Origin of the sequence: Ligilactobacillus sp. WC1T17, assembly GCA_900110005.1 — a bacterium.
GTDB classification, from domain to species: Bacteria; Bacillota; Bacilli; order Lactobacillales; family Lactobacillaceae; genus Ligilactobacillus; species Ligilactobacillus ruminis_A.
This window is the reverse complement of record FOCC01000001.1, coordinates 94,808-114,426: the sequence shown is the minus strand read 5'-3', so window position 1 is coordinate 114,426 and position 19,619 is coordinate 94,808. Positions and strand designations below refer to the sequence as shown.

Sequence of the window (19,619 nt, the reverse complement as noted above, 5' to 3'; positions counted from 1 at the left end):
TGGGAGCGGTTATGGGCTGTATGACAAGCTGGACTGCGACGAAGCGGGGCTGTAAGCCCCCGAGGAGTAGTTCCTTGTCACTAAGCCCATGCGATTAAAAGCCCGACTAAAACCAGGGTGCAAAATTGAGCGCTTATGAGCCGTACGCTAAGCTTGGCCTGATGGCGACGCGAGGGGCTTGACCCCTCCTAGCCTTCAGGTCCTTAGCGCTAGGCTCATGCGAAGTTTTGCCGTACTAAACCAGGGTGCAAAACAGAGCGCTTAGGCTTCGTATGACCAGTGGTACACCTGCGAATATCACAGCAGACATCCTGCTATACACGTTATTTATTTGAATTGGAATTGAAAGAGGAAGTATTATGAAGAAGATTTTAGTTGTTGATGATGAAAAGCCAATTTCAGATATCATTAAGTTTAATTTGACCAAGGAAGGCTACGATGTTTATACTGCTTATGACGGTGAAGAAGCCTTAAAACAGGTTGAAGAGATTTCGCCTGATTTGATTATTTTAGACTTGATGCTGCCTAAAATCGACGGCTTAGAGGTAGCCCGTGAAGTTCGTAAAACGCATGATATGCCGATTATCATGGTTACAGCCAAGGATGCTGAAATTGATAAGGTTTTAGGCCTGGAGATGGGGGCAGATGATTATGTCACTAAGCCTTTTTCCAACCGCGAATTAGTTGCCCGTGTAAAAGCCAACCTGCGCCGGCAGGCAACAGTGGCCAATAATCAGGCCGAAACGGAAGAAAATGCTGATATTGAAATTGGTAATTTAACGATTCATCCTGAGGCCTATATGGTTTCTAAAAATGGTGAAAAAATTGAATTGACGCACCGGGAGTTTGAATTATTATACTACTTGGCGCAGCATTTAGGCCAAGTTATGACCCGTGAACACCTGTTGCAGACGGTTTGGGGTTATGACTACTTTGGCGATGTTCGGACGGTCGATGTTACTGTAAGACGCTTAAGAGAAAAGATTGAAGATACGCCGAGCCGGCCGACATGGCTCGTTACCCGCCGTGGTGTCGGTTACTATTTGAGAAATCCAGACGCTGAATAATAGGAATGTAATGGAAAAAATGGAAATCAAAGTAAATAAAAAAATTCGTTTTTTTCAATCAATCCACTTTAAAATAGCCCTCGTATTTGCTTTGTTACTTTTGATAACATTTCAAATTGTCGGGGCTGTTTTTGTGCAGAGGTTGAAAACTGAAAATATCAAAGAATTTAAGCAACGGGTTGAACTATCGACGTATGTGGATAATTATTTAATCAACCGGCTGTCTTCAACAAATACAACGAAAGCTAATAATGAGATCAAGTCCATCTTGGAAGATGCCAATAATGAAAATATTTCCTCGATTCAAGTTGTTGACTCAAAGGGGACTATCCGCGGGGAAGCTAACGTCAATGATGGTTCTACCGTGGGGCAAAAAACAACTAATACAAAAATTAAGCGCGTTTTGTATTCCGGACGATCTTTAACTGAAACTGACTACAATCGAAATGACGGCAACCGCTATTATACCTCGATAACCCCGCTGTTTAGTTCCACGGGGAATACTAATACTATCGTCGGCGTAGTTTATTTAAGAGCTAACATGGAAAGTGTTTATCAGTCAGTTAACAGTGTCACATTGATGTTTGTGACAGCTTCTTTGATGGCGACCGCAATTGGGATGGTGCTTGCCGTGGTAGTTTCCAGTGCGATTACGCGCCCAATTGATGAAATGAAACGGCAAACGGAACGGATTGCTGCTGGAGATTATTCAGGTAAAGTACATGTATATGGCAACGATGAATTAGGTCAGCTGGCCATGGAAGTTAATAATTTGGCAGTGCGGATTGAAGATGCCCAGGAAAGTTCCGATTCGGAAAGACGCCGGTTGGATTCGGTGCTTTCACATATGTCAGACGGAGTTGCTGCTACGGATCGCCGGGGAAATATTACCATCATTAATGAAATGGCCTGTGAATATTTAGATGTCGACAGTGAGGATGTGCTTGGCAAGTCGATTTTAGACGTTTTAAAGATTAGAGATCAGCACACCTTGCGTGATTTATTGGAAAATCAAGAAGATATCCTGGTTGATATGTCAGATGCCGGCCATGATTTGATTTTGAATGCTTACTTCTCCTTGATTCAGCGGGAATCAGGCTTTATTTCAGGTTTGGTCTGCGTTTTGCATGATGTAACCGAACAGCAAAAGGTTGACCGGGAACGCCGGCAATTTGTATCTAATGTATCGCATGAATTGCGGACACCTTTAACCAGTATGAAGAGTTATTTGGAAGCTTTAAATGATGGTGCTTGGCAAAATCCTGAGATTGCGCCGACTTTTTTAAAGGTAACGCAAGATGAAACGGACCGGATGATTCGGATGGTTAACGACCTTTTGAGCTTATCGCGCATGGATTCAGGGACGGTCAAATTGGAATTTGAATTGGTCAATTTAAATGAATTGTTCAATTATATCTTGGACCGTTTTGATATGATGCTTAAAAAAGATAGCAATGATACCAAGGAAACCAAAGGAAAAAATTACACCATTAAGCGTGATTTTACCAAACGGGATTTGTGGGTTGAAATTGATACAGATAAATTCATTCAAGTAGTCGATAATATTATGAATAACGCCATCAAATATTCACCGGATGGCGGTGTCATTACCTGTCGGTTGCTCGAAACACATAATCACGTTATTATGAGCATTACCGATCAAGGCTTAGGGATTCCCCGCAAAGATTTGGGACATATTTTTGACCGCTTCTTTAGAGTTGATAAGGCACGTTCCCGGGCGCAAGGCGGGACAGGGCTTGGTTTAGCTATTTCAAAGGAAGTCATCGAAATGCACCATGGTAAGATTTGGGTTGATAGTATTGAAGGCAAAGGGTCAACCTTCTATATTTCCTTGCCTTATGAAGAATATGAAGGGGAGGATTTGTGGGATGAAGAATAGGCTAAAAGAACTCATATTGCCGCTATGCCTTTTTTTGGCCGTGGCGATTAGCATCGTTTTTACAATTTTAATTTGGACAACCCCTTCGAGTTTTCAACGGTTTACCCAAAATATTAATAAGACTAGTCAAAGCACCAGTAGTGATACGGATGGCGAAGTGACTGAAAAGCAGAAACTGACGGATGTGTATTTGCCCATCAACGCTTCTTATTACGGCCTTGATACGCGTTACCAGCTGATGAGTACAAAGGTGGATATAGTCTCTTTGTTGCGCAAACGGTTAAGCAAAGTTAAAATTCAAAAAATTACGGTTAAAAAATATAAAAATGCGGCTGACTACCTTAACTTTATGAATTATCATCAGTCTTATACTTTAAATTATGCTTCACCGGTAGCTTTTGGTTTATATAAAAGCAAGTTGGGAAAACAGCCGCAAAAATATAATGCTAATACTTTCTCACGGATTTTGATTCCGGTTAAAAAAACAGGCTATGTATACTTTTTGTCTGATCATAATTTCAAGGTTTATCGCGCAAAAGTTAAGTCTTTAGGCGTTGTTGACAAAATTATTGATAACAGTGATATTGAAAAACTGGCGATTGATTATAAGCTGGTGAACAACCATCTTTTTAAAGATTTTACCCAGCCAATCAAAATTGCTTGTGGCAGCTATTTACTGAACCAGGAAAATACCGGTTTATTTGTGACCCGTCTGATGGGCTCAAATACAACGCTGACTACGCGGGAGCAAAAAAAGCAGACGGTTTATAATGATAATGCTGGACAAAGAATGGTCGTAAAAAAAGCTAACGGCTATGTTTCTTATACCAATTACGACCAAACGCGCAGTGATAAAAATGTAACCATATATAATCATTTGAAGCAGTCATTTTACAAGCTGGCCTCGCTAGAAGTATCGCTGGATGATGTACGTTATGCAGAGTATAATTATCAAACCAAGCAGGTTACTTACCGTAGTTATATTAACGGTTTTCCGTTGATTTCCGCAGATGAATATGGGACTTATCATATTATTGCCGGATATCAGGGCAATCAGCGCGTCGACTTTTCCTTGTATATCCTGCAGTTGCCGGTACCGGCAGCTGAAACGGCCGTTACTTTGCCGGCAACAGCTGATGTAATGGCAGCCTTAAAAGCAACTGGTCTAGATATGGGCAAGCTAGAAGATATGCAGGTTGGCTATGCCGTTTCGCAAAATAAGTCTAATACAGATGTTATTGACCTGACCCCGACTTATTTTGTGAAATATAATAACGTCTGGATTAATTATCAAGATTTGCTTAATACTAACAAGGAGGGATAGCATGAATTTTAGACGCATTGAATGGATTTTTTTGCTGGCTTTTATCTTGCTAGACCTTTTTTTGATAATGACTTATTTTAAGCAGGATACAATCGTTGAATCAACGACGAATAATTATGGACAGAGTACGATTTCTTCGGTAATGAAGAGTATGAAAAATGATCAAATTACCTATCCAACATTATCTAATACGGAGCAAACAGGTTATTATCTAGCATCTCCTAAAAATAACATTTTGCGGACGAAGGCTAATCAGCTGGAATATGTGACATGGATTTATGCCAACCATAAGCTGACAGCGACCTTTATCACGGCTATTAAGCTTAATACCCAAAATCCGCGTGCTACATTAGATACGGTGGTTAAAGATCCTAAAGAAGTGATTTATGGCAAAGCGTACACATATTCTAAAGAACTTTCCAACAAAAATACCATCGTATATACGCAAAATCTGTATGGCAAACCGCTTTATTCCAGTGAGGGGCAAATTAAAATCACCGTTAAGGATGGGTATGCGGTTGGTTATACCCAGACATATGCCAGCCGCATTCAGACGCTGCGCGAAAAGAAGAACACCATCAGCCAAAAGAAAGCTTTGATGTGGCTGTACCAATACAATAAATTGCCGCAAAATACGACAGTTGTGTGGTGTAAATTAGGCTATACCAAGCTGTTAGATGTTAATAACAGCACAGTTTATATCCCCAGCTGGATTTTTTACCTTAAGTCAAAAACCACGGATGCCACACAATACCGACGGATTAATGCCTTTACCGGGTCGGTCATGGATGAAAAAACAAGTCTTAATTAAGGAAGGATTTTATGAAAATCAGTGTGCTCGCCAGCGGAAGTTCTGGTAATGCAACGTATGTTGAAACAAATAAGCGCCATATTTTAATTGATGCGGGACTTTCTGGCAAAAAAATCGAGGCTTTGATGAATTCCATCGGTAAAAGCCTAAAAGACGTTGATAGTCTCTTGATTACCCATGAACACACCGATCACTGCAAAGGGGCTGGGGTGTTAGCCCGCCGGTATGGGATGGATTTATATGCCAACGAAGGCACTTGGAAAGCCATGGAAAACAAATTAGGCAAGATTCCCTTGGAACAAAAGCATGTTTTTAAGGAAGGTCAGGTCTTAACCCTGGATGACTTGGATATTGAGAGTTTTGGTGTTTCACATGATGCGAGACAGCCGCAATTTTATGAAATGCATCATGATGGCAAATCTTTTGCGATTGTCACGGATACCGGTTACGTTTCACCGCGGGTTGAGGGAATTATTAAAGATGCCGATGCTTATTTATTCGAATGCAATCATGATGTGGAAATGCTTAGGATGGGGATGTATCCATGGCCGCTAAAGCAAAGAATTTTGAGCGATACCGGCCACTTGTCTAATGAAGATGGTGCCAACGCCTTGATGGATGTCATCGGCAACCATACTAAAAAGATTTATTTGGGTCATTTAAGCCGTGAAAATAACGTCAAAGAATTAGCACATCTGACGGTCGACCATATTATGCGCGCCCATGATTTGGCCGTAGATCACGATTTTTATCTATATGATACTGACCCTGAACAGGCCACATCCTTAGCCGAATTATAAAAGATTGGTAAATTTCTTTGGTTTAACGTTAAGTTTTAGCAAAATAAGCGACAACCAGGGCATTTTATAATATATTAAAGGTATAGAAAAAGATGGAAGGGGTCGAGCGTATGTTTGACGGTGAATTTGATGAAATTGAACCAAATCAAAATCCCAATGATAATGGTCCCAAGAAAAATAATTGGGTGAAAATCTTCTTGATTGCTTTAGCTGCCGGTATTTTAGGCGGCGGTATTGTAATAGGGGGCTATGTCTTCTATCAAAACCATAGTTCTTCAGCTCAAGAAACCACTGAAAATGCTAAGGGAACGACATCAACTTCTAATGTGAAAGTAAATGTCAGCACTCAAGCCAGCAAGGCTTTTAAGAAGATTAAAGGTGCAGTGGTATCAGTTGAAGCTTACAGCGAATCAACTTCAAGTAGTTCGACGCTAGAAGATTTGTTTGGCGATTTTGACAGCGATAGCGATACAACGTCGTCAACGTCCACCAGCGAAGGCTCTGGGGTTATCTATAAGAAGAGCGGCAATGTGGCCTTTATTGTAACCAACAACCACGTTATTTCAGGTGCCAGCAAGGTTGAAGTTTTGCTGAGCAGCGGTAAAAAGGTTAAGGCCAGCGTTGTTGGCCACGACTCCGTGTCTGACTTGGCTGTTTTGAAGATTGACGCGACAAATGTGACTCAAGTTGCTACCTTTGGTGACTCTGATAATATCGAAGTTGGGGAAACGGCCTTGGCTATTGGTTCTCCGCTCGGTTCGGAATATGCAACTTCTTTGACACAAGGCATTATTTCAGCTAAGAAGCGGACAATTGATGTTACTGACTCCAACGGTACCGCAACCGGCCAAGCCACGGTTATCCAAACCGATGCAGCAATTAACCCTGGTAATTCGGGCGGCCCTTTGATTAATTTAGCCGGTCAAGTTATCGGGATTAACTCCATGAAGCTTTCCAGTACAGGGACCAGCTCCAGCTCATCATCGACTTCAGTTGAAGGGATGGGCTTTGCCATTCCATCAAATGAAGTGGTCAACATCATTAATCAATTGGTGAAGAATGGTAAAGTTGTGCGTCCTGCTTTAGGGATTTCCCTGGTCAATGTCAGTGATGTTACTACTACTGCACAAAGTCAAACCTTGAAGTTGCCAAGCAGTGTAACTAGCGGGATTGTAGTCTTGAAGATTAATTCTGGTTCGCCATTGAAGAATTCCGGCATTTCCAAATACGATGTCATCGTTTCTTTAGGCGGCAAGAAGGTTTCAGACATTTCTTCATTACGGACAGCTTTGTATAAGCATAGTTTGAATGACAGTGTTCAAATTAAGTACTACCATGACGGCAAGCTGAAGACGACAACGGTTAAGTTGACGTTAGAAGCTAACGATAGCAATACAACTACAGCTTCAAACAGCGCTGAATAGTGCTTTTAGGCAGGAAAATAATTAATCTTTTAACAGTTATAGGGGCTAAGATTAGCCTCTATTTTTTTGGGGTTAATTTGGTATAATGGAGTTGTAAATGTTCGTGTTTAGTTGTCCACATTTTGCTCAATCCTGTGGATAACTCGAAAATATACATTTTAAAAAATAGCTATAAATGCTGATATAACGGTGTTTTGAGCCTGTTAGAAAATGTGTTCGCTAAAAAATGTGTATAGTGGATAACTAGGCGGATAAACCATAAATATAGGGGGTCTTGCTGAGAACCTAACAAGATATTGTGGTTTAACCGGTATTCAGCGTCAAAGATAGGAGTAAAAAATGAATATTAAGATTGTTTGTGTCGGCAAATTAAAAGAAAAATACTGGAAGCAGGGGATTGCCGAGTATGCCAAAAGATTAAGCAAATTTTGCAAATTTGAAATTGTAGAAGTGCCTGATGAAAGAGCACCGGAAAAATTAAGCGCCGCCCAGATGGAAAATGTCAAAGAAGTTGAAGGCCAGCGGATTTTGGCTAAAATCAAAGACCGCGAATATGTTTATGCGTTGGCGATTTTAGGGCAAGAGAGGACCTCAGAGGCTTTTGCTAAGGAAATCAATGATTTAACAACATATGGCCACAGTGACTTGACCTTTGTTATCGGCGGATCGCTGGGCTTAGCACCGGCAGTGCTTAAAAGAGCTGATACGCAAATCTCGTTTGGAAAGTTTACGATGCCGCATCAGTTGATGCGCTTGGTGTTAACGGAACAAATTTACCGTGCCTTCATGATTAATGCAGGCAGTCCTTATCATAAATAGAGGTGATTTTAATGCTTAAAAGCGGTTATGTGCCTTTTGGTCCTTATCAAACCTATTACCGAATTGCCGGGGCAGAATATTTAGCACAAAAAGTGCCGTTGGTTTTATTACACGGCGGGCCAGGTTCCACCCATAATTATTTTGAAGTTTTAGATGATTTAGCTCAGGCAGATCAAAGGGCTTTGGTTATGTATGATCAATTGGGCTGTGGTCAGTCCAGCATGCCCGATAAAACGCCTGATGTTTATAATCAGCAAAATTGGCTGGCTGAGTTGGTGAACCTTAGGCAGGCATTGGGTTTAAAGGAAATCCATCTTTTAGGTCAATCTTTTGGCGGGATGCTTACTTTGATGTATATGCTAACCAAACCAAAAGGTGTCAAAAGTATTATTTTGGCCAGTACCTTATCGTCGGCTAAATTATGGGCTGATGAATTGCACCGACTGATTAAGTTTATGCCGGAAGCGGAGCAAGAAGCTATTTTAACGGCTGAAAAACAGCATGATTTTCAAAATCCGGCGTATGTGGCAGCTAATGAGCATTTTATGCGGCTGCACAGTGCTGACATGACCAGGCCGTCTTTGCCAAAGGCGGTGACTAGACCTAAAAAAACAGGTACGGTAGCTTATCTGACGGGTTGGGGGCCAAATGAATATAATCCTGAAGGCAATTTGAGCGGATATGAAGTAACTTCGCGTTTAGCTGAAATTACGACACCGGCCTTGATTACGAGCGGGACTGATGATTTATGCACGCCGTTAGTAGCTAAGACCATGTATGATCATTTGCCAAAGGCACGGTGGGAGTTATTTGCCGGCTGTCGGCATATGTCCTTTGTACAGGAGCATGATGCATATGTTACCCTGCTTAAGGAATGGTTAAACCAAAATGATTAAGGGGATAAATTTTCGCTAAATGGATGTTTTTGCGGTAAAATAGGCCTAAAGAGGTGGTATCGATGCAAATTGAACGCATGGTTTTACTAGTGGCGGAGTTGAATAAGACCAAATCTTTTTATCAAAAGTATTTTAGAGCACAAGTAGCGCAAGAATTTTATGATGAAGAAGCCGGCTCGCAAGGCTGCCTGCTTAAATTCAGTAATCAAATCAACCTAGAATTATTGCAGGTATCCGGCCGGCATTTTACGCCAGGCGATACGAATCGGCACAGTGGTTATATTAGGCTGGCAATTAGCGTTGGCAGCGGAGAAATGGTTGAAAGCTTAACCAAGGCGATGGTTAACGATGGTTTTGAATGTGTGCTTGACCCCAAACCTGATTTTGCAGATAAAACGCATGCAATTGTGTTAGATCCCGATGGAAACGAGGTAGAGCTTTTAGCTGAATAAAATCAGGGTGCTTTGGCGAGCGGTCATACGTCGGTAGACTAAGCTCGTGGTAGCGCGGGAATCGGTACGATTCCAAGCGGACACAGCTTAGACGTAGGCGTATGCGAGTCAAAGCCCAACTACACAGGGTGCAATCGTGATGCATCCTTTGAAGAAAGAAAAAAAGTCTGGTTTTAAAACCAGACTTTTTAAATAACCGGCCGGTGGGCATATTGCGGCATCAATGTTTGGAAATCATAGTCAGCCAAGTCTTTGAGGCCGTCTTTTGAAGCATCAAAATAAGCTGTCAACGCTTGGGCCACCATCATATTGAGTTCTTTTTTGGGATCGAATTGGACGACAGCAATCGGTTTATTTAAGCCGTAAGCAAAGCCGATTTCAAAGGCAGTGCCGGAATCAGCTTCATTTTCCTTGGTTTCCTCCATTTTGTAATCGATAATGGCAACGACCAAGTCGCTATTTTGGATTTGACTGGTATCCAGTTGAAATGTGGCTTTTTGCCATTCAAACGAGCCCATGGGCTGAGCTTCATACATATATTCATGCGGAATAAAAATTCGAGTTGAATCGATAGTTTTATTTTGTTCTAAAGCAGCTTTTACTTGAGCAATACGGTCTTTTTGCTGAGGACTAAAAAAAGGTGCAGCTAAATAAACTGATTTCATAATGACCTCCAATAATTTTTAGCCCTAGTGTAACAGGCAAAAATGCTGATTGCAAGGCTTAAATAAAGACTTTGCAAGATGTAGTATGTTAATTTTTTTAAGCCACAAGATATGCCTTTATTTTTAAACTAAATCAGTGTATTATTGAATATGCACGTTACGATACAATGAACCATTTAGAGAAAGGATGCTTCAATCATTTTGATTACATTATCAGGGATTATCGGTTCAGGCAAATCTAGTTTAACCAAGATTTTAGCTGATGAACTCGGTACAAAAGCATATTATGAACCAGTTAAAGACAATCCAGTTTTGCCTATCTTCTACAAAGGTAATGAAATTGCAGCTAAGAAAAGAGCTCAAGGAGATAAGGAAGCAACAAATCCTTACGCCTACTTGTTGCAAACTTATTTTTTAAACCGCCGTTTTGCAATGATTAAAAAGGCGATGCAAGAAGACAACAATATCTTGGACCGGTCGATTTATGAAGACGAAATTTTCATGAAGATGAACACTGAAATGGGTAACGCAACTGAGGTTGAGTATGATATTTACCGGAGTCTGCTCCATAATATGATGGAAGAATTACCTTATGCTGCTCATAAAAAATCACCTGATTTGATGGTAACCATCAAAGTTTCATATGATACCATGATTGAGCGCATTATCAAGCGGGGACGAGAATATGAACAAGTCGATCAAGATCCGTCTTTGGTTGATTATTACCACCGCTTGCTTAAACAATATGATGTTTGGATGCAAAAATACGATGCTTCACCGTTATTGATTATTGATGGCGACAAATATGATTTTGTGGCCAATAAAGAAGATCGGGTGTCTGTTTTAGAAACAATTGAATCCAAATTATTAGAGCTTGGCAACTTAACTAAAGCACAATATGAGCAGTTGCAACAGGCACATTTAGATTTATTAAAATAAATATGAAAGAATCAAGATATCTTGGTTCTTTTTTTGTGGTGATAAATGTAAAGGCTTGCAAAAAATCACAAAAAAGGCTATTATAAATATAAAGTTATATGAAAGGCTGGGTGGTTTTATGTCATTCGAATATAAAAAGATTTTGGTTGCAATTGATGGCTCCAAAGGCGGTGAAAAAGCTTTAGATGAAGCAATTGAAATTGCCAAGCAAAGCGAAGCACACCTCGATATTTTGCAAGTGATCGATTTAAATTCATTAGAATATGGCGGCGCCGGCATCTCACTTGATGGTGAACAAATCTACGAAATTGAACATCAAAATGAAGATTACCTCCTTGACTTGCGCAAAGATTTAATCGAACATGATGACTTCAAAGAAGATCAAGTTCGGGTGCACTTGCGCTTTGGCAATCCTAAATTGGTTATTGTCGAAGACTTCCAGCCTGAATATCACAATGATTTAATCATTGTGGGGGCAACTGGTAAAAACTTTATCCAACGGATGATGGTCGGTTCAGTTGCTTCATACGTAACCAGAGCAGCTAAGTGTGATGTCTTAATTGCCAAAACACCAGCTAAAAAATAAACCGTCTTGTGTGGGTGACGGGTTTAAAAAAAGCGTACTTTTAAAAGTACGCTTTTTTTTGTTAGTCGTCTAAATCGACTTTTAAAATCCAGCCTTTAGGTGCTGGTTTATCACCAAATTGAATACCGGTTAATTCGTCATACAATTTGCGGGTTACAGGGCCGACTTCGGTTTCGCTGTAGAAGACATGGAAATCATCACCCACTTGGAAGCCGCCAATTGGGGAGATGACTGCCGCCGTTCCGCAAGCGCCGGCTTCGACTAAGTTATCTAATTGATCAATATAGATATCGGTTTCCGCTGTTTCCATTCCTAAGTTGTGCTTAGCCAAATAGAGGAGGGAGTACTTCGTGACACTTGGCAAAATAGAAGGTGATTTAGGGGTGACAAATTTACCGTCGCGGGTAATCCCAAAGAAGTTGGCAGAACCGACTTCTTCGATCTTGCGGTGTTCAATAGGATCAAGGTAGATACAATCGGAAAAGCCGCGTTCATGCGCCAAATTACCTGGCAAGAGGCTGGAAGCGTAGTTGCCGCCAACCTTGCTTTGGCCGGTACCCTTGTGGGCTGCCCGGTCATAATCGGCTGCCAGGAAGTTTGTAGGTGTCAAGCCGCCTTTGAAGTAGTTTCCTACTGGAGTAGCGAAGACGGAGAAGATATATTCTTTAGCAGGCTTGACCCCGACATTTTCGCCAATACCGATAATAAAAGGCCGCAAGTAAAGGGTTGCTCCTGTACCATAAGGAGGGATATAAGCTTGGTTGGCCTTGACGACTTCTTGTAAGGCGCTAATAAACATTTCAGTCGGCACTTCGGGCATCAATAGGCGTTTGCAGCTGTTTTGCATCCGCTTAGCATTTTGATCAGGTCGAAACAAGTTGACGGAACCATCCTTGCAGCGATAAGCCTTTAAACCTTCAAAGGCTCCCTGACCGTAATGAAAAATCGGTGATCCTTCATTAATGGTGATATTGGCATCTTCAGTTAAGCCTTGTTGGCACCACTGGCCGTCTTTAAAGTAGGCCCGGTAACGGTAAGGCAGTTTATGGTAGGAAAAACCGAGGTTTTCCCAGTCAAGATTGACTTGTTCAGTGTTAGGCATAGCAAATTCCTCCTTATATGTAATTCAATTGTATTTTATAACAAGCTTTAGGTTAAATACAATATAACCACTGCAATCATGTTATATTTTAAGTGGAAACAGGCAAAATGTTTGTAAAATAAAGTCTTTTTAATTGATAAAGAAAAGCCTGTAGGAAAAATTGAGTTAATTTCGAACGATACCAATAAAAAGTACATTAAAATTAAGCTATTGCTGATAATGTTTCCGCATTTTAGCTGAAAATATGGCAAAAAAGACAACTTTTCTATGTAATCCTTTTAAATTGGTATAGTTGAATTAATAAGATAAAAATCATTTTAGCTTAATCTAAAAATATTCAAAAATATAGTCTTGGATAAAACGATTCGCTTTGAACAATAGTGTGAAAAAAGGCCTAATTGGTTAACATAAGGCCGGAAAACGGATTGACAAAAAAACAGTTTCCTTTTTGTCATTTTTGACAAAAATATTCAAAATATTAGAAATAAATAGAGCTGAAATTAAACAATTAATGTGTTTTTTGGGCAAAAATGACTAAAATGTGAAGAAAAAATTGAAAAACAATAAAGGCTATACTATAATTAAATACGAACAATAGTTATTAGGATAAAATATACGTGATTGGTATATGTGACAATTAAAAAGGGATTTGAAAGTTATTATGACCAGGTTTAAATTGCAAAAAACATTTTGGTTACTGCTAGGTGCATTGGCACTTTTAGTAGTCATTTTTTTACAGTTGAGACCGATTGCTGCTGCCAGCGAATTGAATAGTCAGGGAAATTTTATTTCAAAAGCAACAATTACTGTCTCCAATTCAAAAAAGAATACTGAACAAACCTTGGCAAACGATAGTGATTATGTCGTGCAAAACGGCGATAAGATGTCTTTAGTTTACACCTTATCTTTCCCGGATGATTTGAAGATTGCTAAGGGGGACACCTATACGATTTACGTGTCGCAGGTTTTCAAAGTTTACAACGATTGCAACGGAACCTTGAAAACAAGTGATGGCCGCACAATGGGAACATGGACTTTAGCGCAGGATTACAATGACGCTAAGGGAGGTTATCCATTAAAAATCACTTTTAGTGATGGCTTAAATGATTTGCAGGGGCGTCGTGGCACCATTACCTTAAATTCATCTTTTGATATGACTGTTTTAGAAAAAGAAAATGTGCATAAATTGACCATTCCTTTTAAAGATGGCCAAAAATATACGGTCACAATTAAGCAGCATACTAATGAAGAATATGGTGATATTGCTAAATCAGGTGAATTAGATAAAGACTTTAAGCCGACTAAAATTCACTACACTTTAGACTTTAATAAGAGCTTAAGTGAAATTAGTAATCCTGTGATTAAAGATACCAGCGAAGTTGACCAATATAATCCTGTCAGCCAAAAATTAGATCAAAGCTCCATTAAAGTGTACCAAGTTTCGCTGGATAGCGATGGTAAAGTCAATAAAAAAAGCCGTGTTGAGGTTAACGCTTCAGAATACACAATCAAAGAAGTTACTTCAGATCAAGTCACCACAGCTAATGGCAAAAAAGCTGATACATTTGGTTTTACTGTCCAATTTAACCACAAAATTGACCATGCTTATCAAATTGAATATGATGCCAGCCTGGCTTTGCCTGATTCCAGCCAAAACGGGGGCAATATTGAAAATAAGGCCAGCTTCTATGATGGCTATAATCAATTGAGCCAAGCCAGTTTTAAACAATGGGGCAATTGGTATGATAATCAGCCTTTAGTCAAGGAAGGCAAGCAATCAAGCAGCGATGCTTCTAAAATTGATTGGACAATTTATTATAATTTGGCAAATAAAAATTTCGGAAACGCTGATTTGACAGATGCTGTTTCCACCGGTGACATTGATTTAAGTACACTTAAAGTCTACCAAGTCAAGGTTAAGGATGGTAATTCCTACAATCGGTCGGAATCAAACCTTGAACTAACCGCTTTGGACAAAAATGACTATACGGTCACTAAGTCCACAAATGCTAATGGACAAAGCACCTTTGAATTGAAAATTAAAAATTCTAGTAAGAAAGGCTATAAGATTACCTATCAAACATCGATTCCAAGCGGAACCAAGGATGGAGCACAGATTACCAATAATGTTATTGATAATAACCATGATAGTAATCACGGCCAAGCCAGCGTCACTAAGGACGGTGTCAAACCGCAAGTGCAAAAAGACGCCAGCCAAATTTTAGATAATAAGATTACTTGGCAAGTTTATTTTGATATGGCTACGGATAGTGCACCGGATAAATTCCAAACCATCACCGGCCAAACTTTAACCGACCATTTCAGTACGAAAAATGGTGATGAATTGACTTTAGATAAAGATTCTATTGCCTTATATCAAAGTTCCGGTGCCGGTGATTGGAATGCACAAACCAAGGTTGATCCAAGCAGTTATACCATCACAACTGACAATAAGTCCGGCTCTTATAAGGGTTTCAAATTGACCTTTAAGAAAAAAGCGGCTGCTTGCCGGTACCGTTTGGTTTATACGACCACGAGAAATAAAGATGTCGACGCTGTTAATGAAGCTCAATTTGGCGACAATAGCTTGACTGAGAAGACGTCTTACACAGTGCCGGCCCAAGGCCAAGTCAACCAAGCTAAAGTTAACTTGACCAAGGGTAGTCAAGGCCTTGATAAGACAACCGGCCTGCTAACATGGGTAGTCAATGTTGACAATACCAGCCGGCAGGATTTGACGAACTATACCATTAAAGACACCATCCCCGGTGATCAAACGATTGATATGGATACGGTCAAAGTTAAAGATACCACCACCAATCAAGATGTCACCAAGAATTGCCAAATCGGTTTAGTTGATACGACATCGACTTACAAGGAAAATTATTATCCTGGCACTACGAAGACGGCCAAGGCTAAGAAATTGATTATCGCTTTACCTAATAACCAGCCTGACAGTTACCAGGTAACTTACCAGGTCGCTTTAGGCCCGGTAGGTTACAATCCAAACGAAAATGACTATAGCAACTACGTCAACTTGTATCAAAATGATGTCCAAATTTTCAGCGAAGACGTCAAAGCTGACTATTGGCGTGACAGCTCTAATTTGAAGAAAGATGGCGCTGTTGATGAAAATGACAATAGTTTAGTCAACTGGAAGCTATGGGTCAACCCAAGTTTGATTTCTTATGATGATGCTAAGATTACGGACGTCTTGGATGGCAAACAGGTCTTTAACGAAGATTCAATCAAGGTTTACCGGATTAAAGCCAAGGATCAATATAATTTTGATGACGATCATCCCGTATTATTAGATAAGTCAGCTTACAATGTGGCTGTTGAACCATATACGGTTGACGGAGTGACGACGCAAAGAATGGTCATTACTTTCAACAAGGATGCATCTAATCCGCGTGAAACGACGGGTGGTATTCACAATTACTACTATGTCACTTACCAAACTAAACTTTTGACAGCTGGGAAAGACCGCGTGGCTAATGATGCTGCTATCGAAGGTGAAATTGAACAAACCATTTTTGATAAAACGACGAAAGATAAAGAAGTTGAGCATACATCAGGTGATGCTACCATCACAGGCTATAATGTTGACTTTGATGTCTTAAAACGTGATGGGGGCGCTTTCCAGTCAGCCGGTCTTAAGTGATGTACATTTTGACTTATATCGTTTAGTTGATGGTAAATGGATTGCTTATGCCAAGAATTTGGCTACCGGTTCTAATGGACGGATTTCTTATCGGGGAATGTTTACCGGCCGATATAAATTAGTCGAAACCAAGGCTAAAGAAGGCTATGATACTGCCAAACCAATCTACTTTACTTTAGGGAAAAAAGATATCAATGATGACAGCAGTAAAGAAGCTACGATTACTTTGACTGATGAAGACGGTATTGCGGTAACAAAACTGCAAAATGTTTCAGTCAAAGAGGCTGTGGCTAAAAAGAATAAGCCTGTCACCCTCCAAGTGCTGGATTATCCGCATGCCGGCATTTTACCGCATACTGGTGGCAGCGGGACGCTTATTTTCAAAGTTATCGGGACTGTGGTTATTTTAGCTGCTTGTATCGGGCTTGAAATCGAAATTTTCTTGCGCCTGAAGCATTCAAAGGAGGTGTAAGGATGAAAAAGATTTTAAAGTTTATCTTACTAACCTTTGCTTCTTTGATGTTTGTGCTGCATTGTAACAATTTAGCACGGGCTTCAACGAGTGATGAAGTTCATCTCACAATGGGCTTTTCCAATCTGGACAGTACGAGTCAGCTTGCTGACCAAAAGCTTACCTTGCCGCGATACCAAATCTATGGACTGAATCAGGCTTCGTTGAAGCGTTTTGACCAGGCTGACAGCGATGAAAAGCTCTGTCAAACGGCTTTGAAGGCAATTAAAGAAGATAAGATAACCGTGCTGGCCAGTTTAAAACCGCAATCCTTATCGGAAACGATGGATTTGATTGTGCCTAAATATGCCGGTTATCTAGTGATTGCAGCCGATAATGACGGCAATCCAACGACCAGCACTGATGCCAATACCACCAGCGTGCCTTCGGTTATTAGTACTGATGACAGTTCCGAGACCGACAGTAGCGGGTTAACTCACTATCAGGTTTATGCAAAATACAGCGTAACAACTAGGAAACCGTATTTTTTCAAGTATGGGAAAAATGCAGCCGGAACCTTGCCTTTAGAAGGAGCTAAATTTGTTATTTATCGGTTGAATAATGCTGGTGAAGAACTTTATTTGAACAAGGAAGGCGAGTTTGTCAAAAGTATTTCGGCGCTGGAAAATTCGGATATTGTGAAATTCACGTCCAATTCCGCCGGATTGGTGTTGTATGATGGAGCAACGCTGGCCAATGGAACTTATTATTTCAAAGAAGTTCAAGCTCCAAGCGGATATACGATTTCAAAAGCCGCTCAAAAAATTAAGATTGAAATCACTGATAGTCAAATCAAGGTTAATGATACAGTTTTAGATCAGCTGTATGATGGTAGCCTAACGGATGCGACCGTCAAAAAGGCGTTGCCGCGTGTCTACAATGAAAAAAAGCCGACAACGCCTAAGACACCGAGCAAGGTGATTAGGACCATCTTGGGTATGCTGCCGCATACAGGATCGAGTGTGGAGAAAAAGATTGCGGATGCTTCACCTGATGAAGATATAGGGAATCTTTGGGGTATGCTTCCGCAAACAGGTGAAGCCAAAAGCTTTGCATTTTGGCTTGGCCTGGGAATTGTTATTATTTGTTTAATTAGGTTATTTATAATATTTAAAAAGAAAAGAAAACACGAGGAGAGATAAAAAAGATGTTTACGTTCAAGAAAGTCAAAACGGGCTTGTTAGCTTTAATGTTAGCTTTGCCATTAGGGGTGTCAGGATTGGCCAACCAAAGTGTGAAGGCTGATTCAGCTAAGGTTGATACAGTTAATGTTACCCTGCACAAATATGTTTTCAGTGATAAATTGCCATCAACTACAGTTCAAAACACTGATTCAACCAATGATGAAGATTTCACCAAGCTTGGTGGTAAGACTTTAGATGGTGTTACTTTCACTGCTTACGATGTTACAAGCGAATATCAAAAAGCATACAAGAATAGCCAAGATGCTCAAGAAGCCAGTGAAACAGTCGCTAAAAAAGACACTGATTTGCAAAAAACAGCTACTAAAGTCGCTGAAGCAACAACAGCTAACGGCGGTTTGGCTAACTTCAAAGATTTAGCTTTGCGTGATAGCGACGGCAACTATAAGGCATACCTTTTTGTTGAAACAAACTCACCAGCCAATGTAACACAAAAGTCAGCTTCTTTTGTTTTGGCAATGCCTATCTACAAGGGTGATGGCTCAAGCAAGGAAATTCAAACTAATGTTAACGTTTGGCCAAAGTCTGTGAAGATGGAAGATTCTAAGCACATGACTGCTTCCCACAATGATTTCACAGCCGGTGAAAGCATTCCTTATGTCATCAATACTGTTATTCCTTGGAATATTGCCCAAAAGACAACTTATACAATCACTGATACACCTGACAAAGGTTTAGTGATGGATACAGATTCAATTGCTATCGAAGGTTTGAACAAGTCTGATTACACTGTAACTAAGAACAGCGATAATGGCTTTACCATTGAAATTGCTGCTAACAAATTAGCTTCTTTTGCAGGTCAAACATTAAAGACAACTGTTAACGGTCATTTAAGTATCAATGATTTGACTTTGATTGACACTAACATCTACAACGGTGCTCAAGCTAAAGTTGATAATGAATTCCACACACAAGTTAAGTCAGAAGAAGTTTATACTGGCGGCAAGAAGTTCGTGAAGGTTGACAGTGCCAACTCCGACAAAAAGCTTTCTGGTGCTCATTTCCAATTAGTAATTGTTGATTCTAACAACAATATTGTTTCTTATGCGCATGGCGATGAAAAGTCAGGCTATACTTTTGACAGCAAGAACGAAAACGTGGCTGAAAAGACCAGTGATGATAAGGGTGCCTTTGAATTTGCCGGCTTGAAGTACTCAACTGAACTTGCAAGTGGCCAATCTTATGCCGTTGTTGAAACTAAAGCTCCAGAAGGCTACGAATTGCCAACTGGTACGAAAGCTATCACAACATTCAAGGTTGCAAAAGACAGCTACAAGACAACTTCACAAATTCAAACAATCACTAACGTTAAGGGTGGCGGCTTCTTGCCACACACGGGTGGTATGGGTATTGTAGCCTTTATCGCTTGTGGTTTAGTTGTGATGGGCTTAGCTTTGGCAGTTATGTTTGCTCGCAAGAACCGTCAAGATAACATCTAATTTTATTTAAAAAGAAAA

Annotated in this window: 17 protein-coding genes; 15 read left to right on the top strand and 2 right to left on the bottom strand. The window is 40.2% G+C overall.

Annotated elements, in window-relative coordinates; all coding sequences use genetic code 11:
• Window positions 1-359: 359 nt before the first annotated feature.
• The 9 genes from yycF (at window position 360) to BMX26_RS00520 (ending at window position 9,493) form a co-directional block, all read left to right on the top strand.
• Window positions 360-1,067 carry a response regulator YycF gene (yycF, locus tag BMX26_RS00560; RefSeq protein WP_075529533.1) on the top strand — a complete coding sequence of 236 codons (708 nt, stop codon included), beginning with the start codon at window positions 360-362 and terminating at the stop codon, window positions 1,065-1,067.
• Between the two features lie 19 nt (window positions 1,068-1,086).
• Window positions 1,087-2,967 (top strand): cell wall metabolism sensor histidine kinase WalK, encoded by a 1,881-nt coding sequence (gene walK, locus BMX26_RS00555; protein WP_075529633.1) that lies wholly within the window; start codon window positions 1,087-1,089, stop codon window positions 2,965-2,967.
• Window positions 2,957-4,291, top strand: coding sequence for a YycH family regulatory protein (locus BMX26_RS00550; RefSeq protein ID WP_075529532.1), 1,335 nt, complete (start codon window positions 2,957-2,959; stop codon window positions 4,289-4,291). Before walK ends, BMX26_RS00550 begins: the two co-directional genes overlap by 11 nt.
• Window position 4,292: 1 nt before the next feature.
• Window positions 4,293-5,102 (top strand): two-component system regulatory protein YycI, encoded by an 810-nt coding sequence (locus BMX26_RS00545; protein WP_075529531.1) that lies wholly within the window; start codon window positions 4,293-4,295, stop codon window positions 5,100-5,102.
• 11 nt (window positions 5,103-5,113) lie between these two features.
• Window positions 5,114-5,902 carry an MBL fold metallo-hydrolase gene (locus BMX26_RS00540; protein WP_075529530.1) on the top strand — a complete coding sequence of 263 codons (789 nt, stop codon included), beginning with the start codon at window positions 5,114-5,116 and terminating at the stop codon, window positions 5,900-5,902.
• 110 nt (window positions 5,903-6,012) lie between these two features.
• The gene (locus BMX26_RS00535) at window positions 6,013-7,326 is read left to right on the top strand and encodes a trypsin-like peptidase domain-containing protein (protein WP_180366042.1); all 1,314 of its coding nucleotides are present in this window, start codon (window positions 6,013-6,015) and stop codon (window positions 7,324-7,326) included.
• 339 nt (window positions 7,327-7,665) lie between these two features.
• Complete coding sequence (rlmH, locus tag BMX26_RS00530; RefSeq protein WP_075529528.1) at window positions 7,666-8,145, top strand: 23S rRNA (pseudouridine(1915)-N(3))-methyltransferase RlmH; 480 nt, start codon at window positions 7,666-7,668, stop codon at window positions 8,143-8,145.
• 5 nt (window positions 8,146-8,150) lie between these two features.
• On the top strand, window positions 8,151-9,041 hold the full coding sequence (gene pepI, locus BMX26_RS00525; protein WP_412771382.1) for a proline iminopeptidase: 891 nt from the start codon (window positions 8,151-8,153) through the stop codon (window positions 9,039-9,041).
• Between the two features lie 62 nt (window positions 9,042-9,103).
• Complete coding sequence (locus tag BMX26_RS00520; protein WP_075529526.1) at window positions 9,104-9,493, top strand: VOC family protein; 390 nt, start codon at window positions 9,104-9,106, stop codon at window positions 9,491-9,493.
• A gap of 188 nt (window positions 9,494-9,681) precedes the next feature.
• On the opposite strand, the gene BMX26_RS00515 is transcribed toward BMX26_RS00520, so the two are convergent.
• Window positions 9,682-10,158 carry a nucleoside 2-deoxyribosyltransferase gene (locus tag BMX26_RS00515; protein WP_075529525.1) on the bottom strand — a complete coding sequence of 159 codons (477 nt, stop codon included), beginning with the start codon at window positions 10,156-10,158 and terminating at the stop codon, window positions 9,682-9,684.
• A gap of 201 nt (window positions 10,159-10,359) precedes the next feature.
• Here BMX26_RS00515 and BMX26_RS00510 point away from each other — a divergent pair, with 201 nt between their 5' ends.
• Together BMX26_RS00510 and BMX26_RS00505 are read left to right on the top strand one after the other, a co-directional pair.
• Window positions 10,360-11,097, top strand: a complete 738-nt coding sequence (locus BMX26_RS00510; RefSeq protein ID WP_075529524.1) for a deoxynucleoside kinase — start codon at window positions 10,360-10,362, stop codon at window positions 11,095-11,097.
• A 118-nt stretch (window positions 11,098-11,215) separates the two neighbouring features.
• The gene (locus BMX26_RS00505) at window positions 11,216-11,683 is read left to right on the top strand and encodes a universal stress protein (RefSeq protein WP_075529523.1); all 468 of its coding nucleotides are present in this window, start codon (window positions 11,216-11,218) and stop codon (window positions 11,681-11,683) included.
• Window positions 11,684-11,744: 61 nt separating this feature from the next.
• Here BMX26_RS00505 and BMX26_RS00500 read toward each other — a convergent pair whose 3' ends face one another.
• Window positions 11,745-12,785, bottom strand: a complete 1,041-nt coding sequence (locus BMX26_RS00500; protein ID WP_075529522.1) for a branched-chain amino acid aminotransferase — start codon at window positions 12,783-12,785, stop codon at window positions 11,745-11,747.
• Window positions 12,786-13,446: 661 nt separating this feature from the next.
• Between BMX26_RS00500 and BMX26_RS00490 the strand changes: the two genes are divergently transcribed.
• The 4 genes from BMX26_RS00490 to BMX26_RS00480 are packed head-to-tail and all read left to right on the top strand — an operon-like array spanning window position 13,447 to window position 19,601.
• Window positions 13,447-16,449 carry a collagen binding domain-containing protein gene (locus tag BMX26_RS00490; protein WP_082272407.1) on the top strand — a complete coding sequence of 1,001 codons (3,003 nt, stop codon included), beginning with the start codon at window positions 13,447-13,449 and terminating at the stop codon, window positions 16,447-16,449.
• Window positions 16,415-16,921: a prealbumin-like fold domain-containing protein gene (locus BMX26_RS09380; RefSeq protein WP_082272406.1), complete on the top strand. Its 507-nt coding sequence runs from the start codon at window positions 16,415-16,417 to the stop codon at window positions 16,919-16,921. The genes BMX26_RS00490 and BMX26_RS09380 overlap by 35 nt, the downstream gene beginning before the upstream one ends.
• Window positions 16,922-16,923: 2 nt before the next feature.
• Window positions 16,924-18,102 carry a SpaA isopeptide-forming pilin-related protein gene (locus tag BMX26_RS00485; protein ID WP_075529520.1) on the top strand — a complete coding sequence of 393 codons (1,179 nt, stop codon included), beginning with the start codon at window positions 16,924-16,926 and terminating at the stop codon, window positions 18,100-18,102.
• 5 nt (window positions 18,103-18,107) lie between these two features.
• Window positions 18,108-19,601 carry a SpaH/EbpB family LPXTG-anchored major pilin gene (locus BMX26_RS00480; protein ID WP_075529519.1) on the top strand — a complete coding sequence of 498 codons (1,494 nt, stop codon included), beginning with the start codon at window positions 18,108-18,110 and terminating at the stop codon, window positions 19,599-19,601.
• The last annotated feature ends 18 nt before the right edge of the window (window positions 19,602-19,619 follow it).

Excerpts from the sequence above, each read along its gene's own strand:
- yycF (WP_075529533.1), top strand. The coding sequence starts at position 360 with ATGAAGAAGATTTTAGTTGTTGATGATGAAAAGCCAATTTCAGATATC.
- walK (WP_075529633.1), top strand. The coding sequence starts at position 1,087 with ATGGAAATCAAAGTAAATAAAAAAATTCGTTTTTTTCAATCAATCCAC.
- BMX26_RS00550 (WP_075529532.1), top strand. The coding sequence starts at position 2,957 with ATGAAGAATAGGCTAAAAGAACTCATATTGCCGCTATGCCTTTTTTTG.
- BMX26_RS00545 (WP_075529531.1), top strand. The coding sequence starts at position 4,293 with ATGAATTTTAGACGCATTGAATGGATTTTTTTGCTGGCTTTTATCTTG.
- BMX26_RS00540 (WP_075529530.1), top strand. The coding sequence starts at position 5,114 with ATGAAAATCAGTGTGCTCGCCAGCGGAAGTTCTGGTAATGCAACGTAT.
- BMX26_RS00535 (WP_180366042.1), top strand. The coding sequence starts at position 6,013 with ATGTTTGACGGTGAATTTGATGAAATTGAACCAAATCAAAATCCCAAT.
- rlmH (WP_075529528.1), top strand. The coding sequence starts at position 7,666 with ATGAATATTAAGATTGTTTGTGTCGGCAAATTAAAAGAAAAATACTGG.
- BMX26_RS00520 (WP_075529526.1), top strand. The coding sequence starts at position 9,104 with ATGCAAATTGAACGCATGGTTTTACTAGTGGCGGAGTTGAATAAGACC.
- BMX26_RS00515 (WP_075529525.1), bottom strand. The coding sequence starts at position 10,158 with ATGAAATCAGTTTATTTAGCTGCACCTTTTTTTAGTCCTCAGCAAAAA.
- BMX26_RS00505 (WP_075529523.1), top strand. The coding sequence starts at position 11,216 with ATGTCATTCGAATATAAAAAGATTTTGGTTGCAATTGATGGCTCCAAA.
- BMX26_RS00500 (WP_075529522.1), bottom strand. The coding sequence starts at position 12,785 with ATGCCTAACACTGAACAAGTCAATCTTGACTGGGAAAACCTCGGTTTT.
- BMX26_RS00490 (WP_082272407.1), top strand. The coding sequence starts at position 13,447 with ATGACCAGGTTTAAATTGCAAAAAACATTTTGGTTACTGCTAGGTGCA.
- BMX26_RS09380 (WP_082272406.1), top strand. The coding sequence starts at position 16,415 with ATGGGGGCGCTTTCCAGTCAGCCGGTCTTAAGTGATGTACATTTTGAC.
- BMX26_RS00485 (WP_075529520.1), top strand. The coding sequence starts at position 16,924 with ATGAAAAAGATTTTAAAGTTTATCTTACTAACCTTTGCTTCTTTGATG.
- BMX26_RS00480 (WP_075529519.1), top strand. The coding sequence starts at position 18,108 with ATGTTTACGTTCAAGAAAGTCAAAACGGGCTTGTTAGCTTTAATGTTA.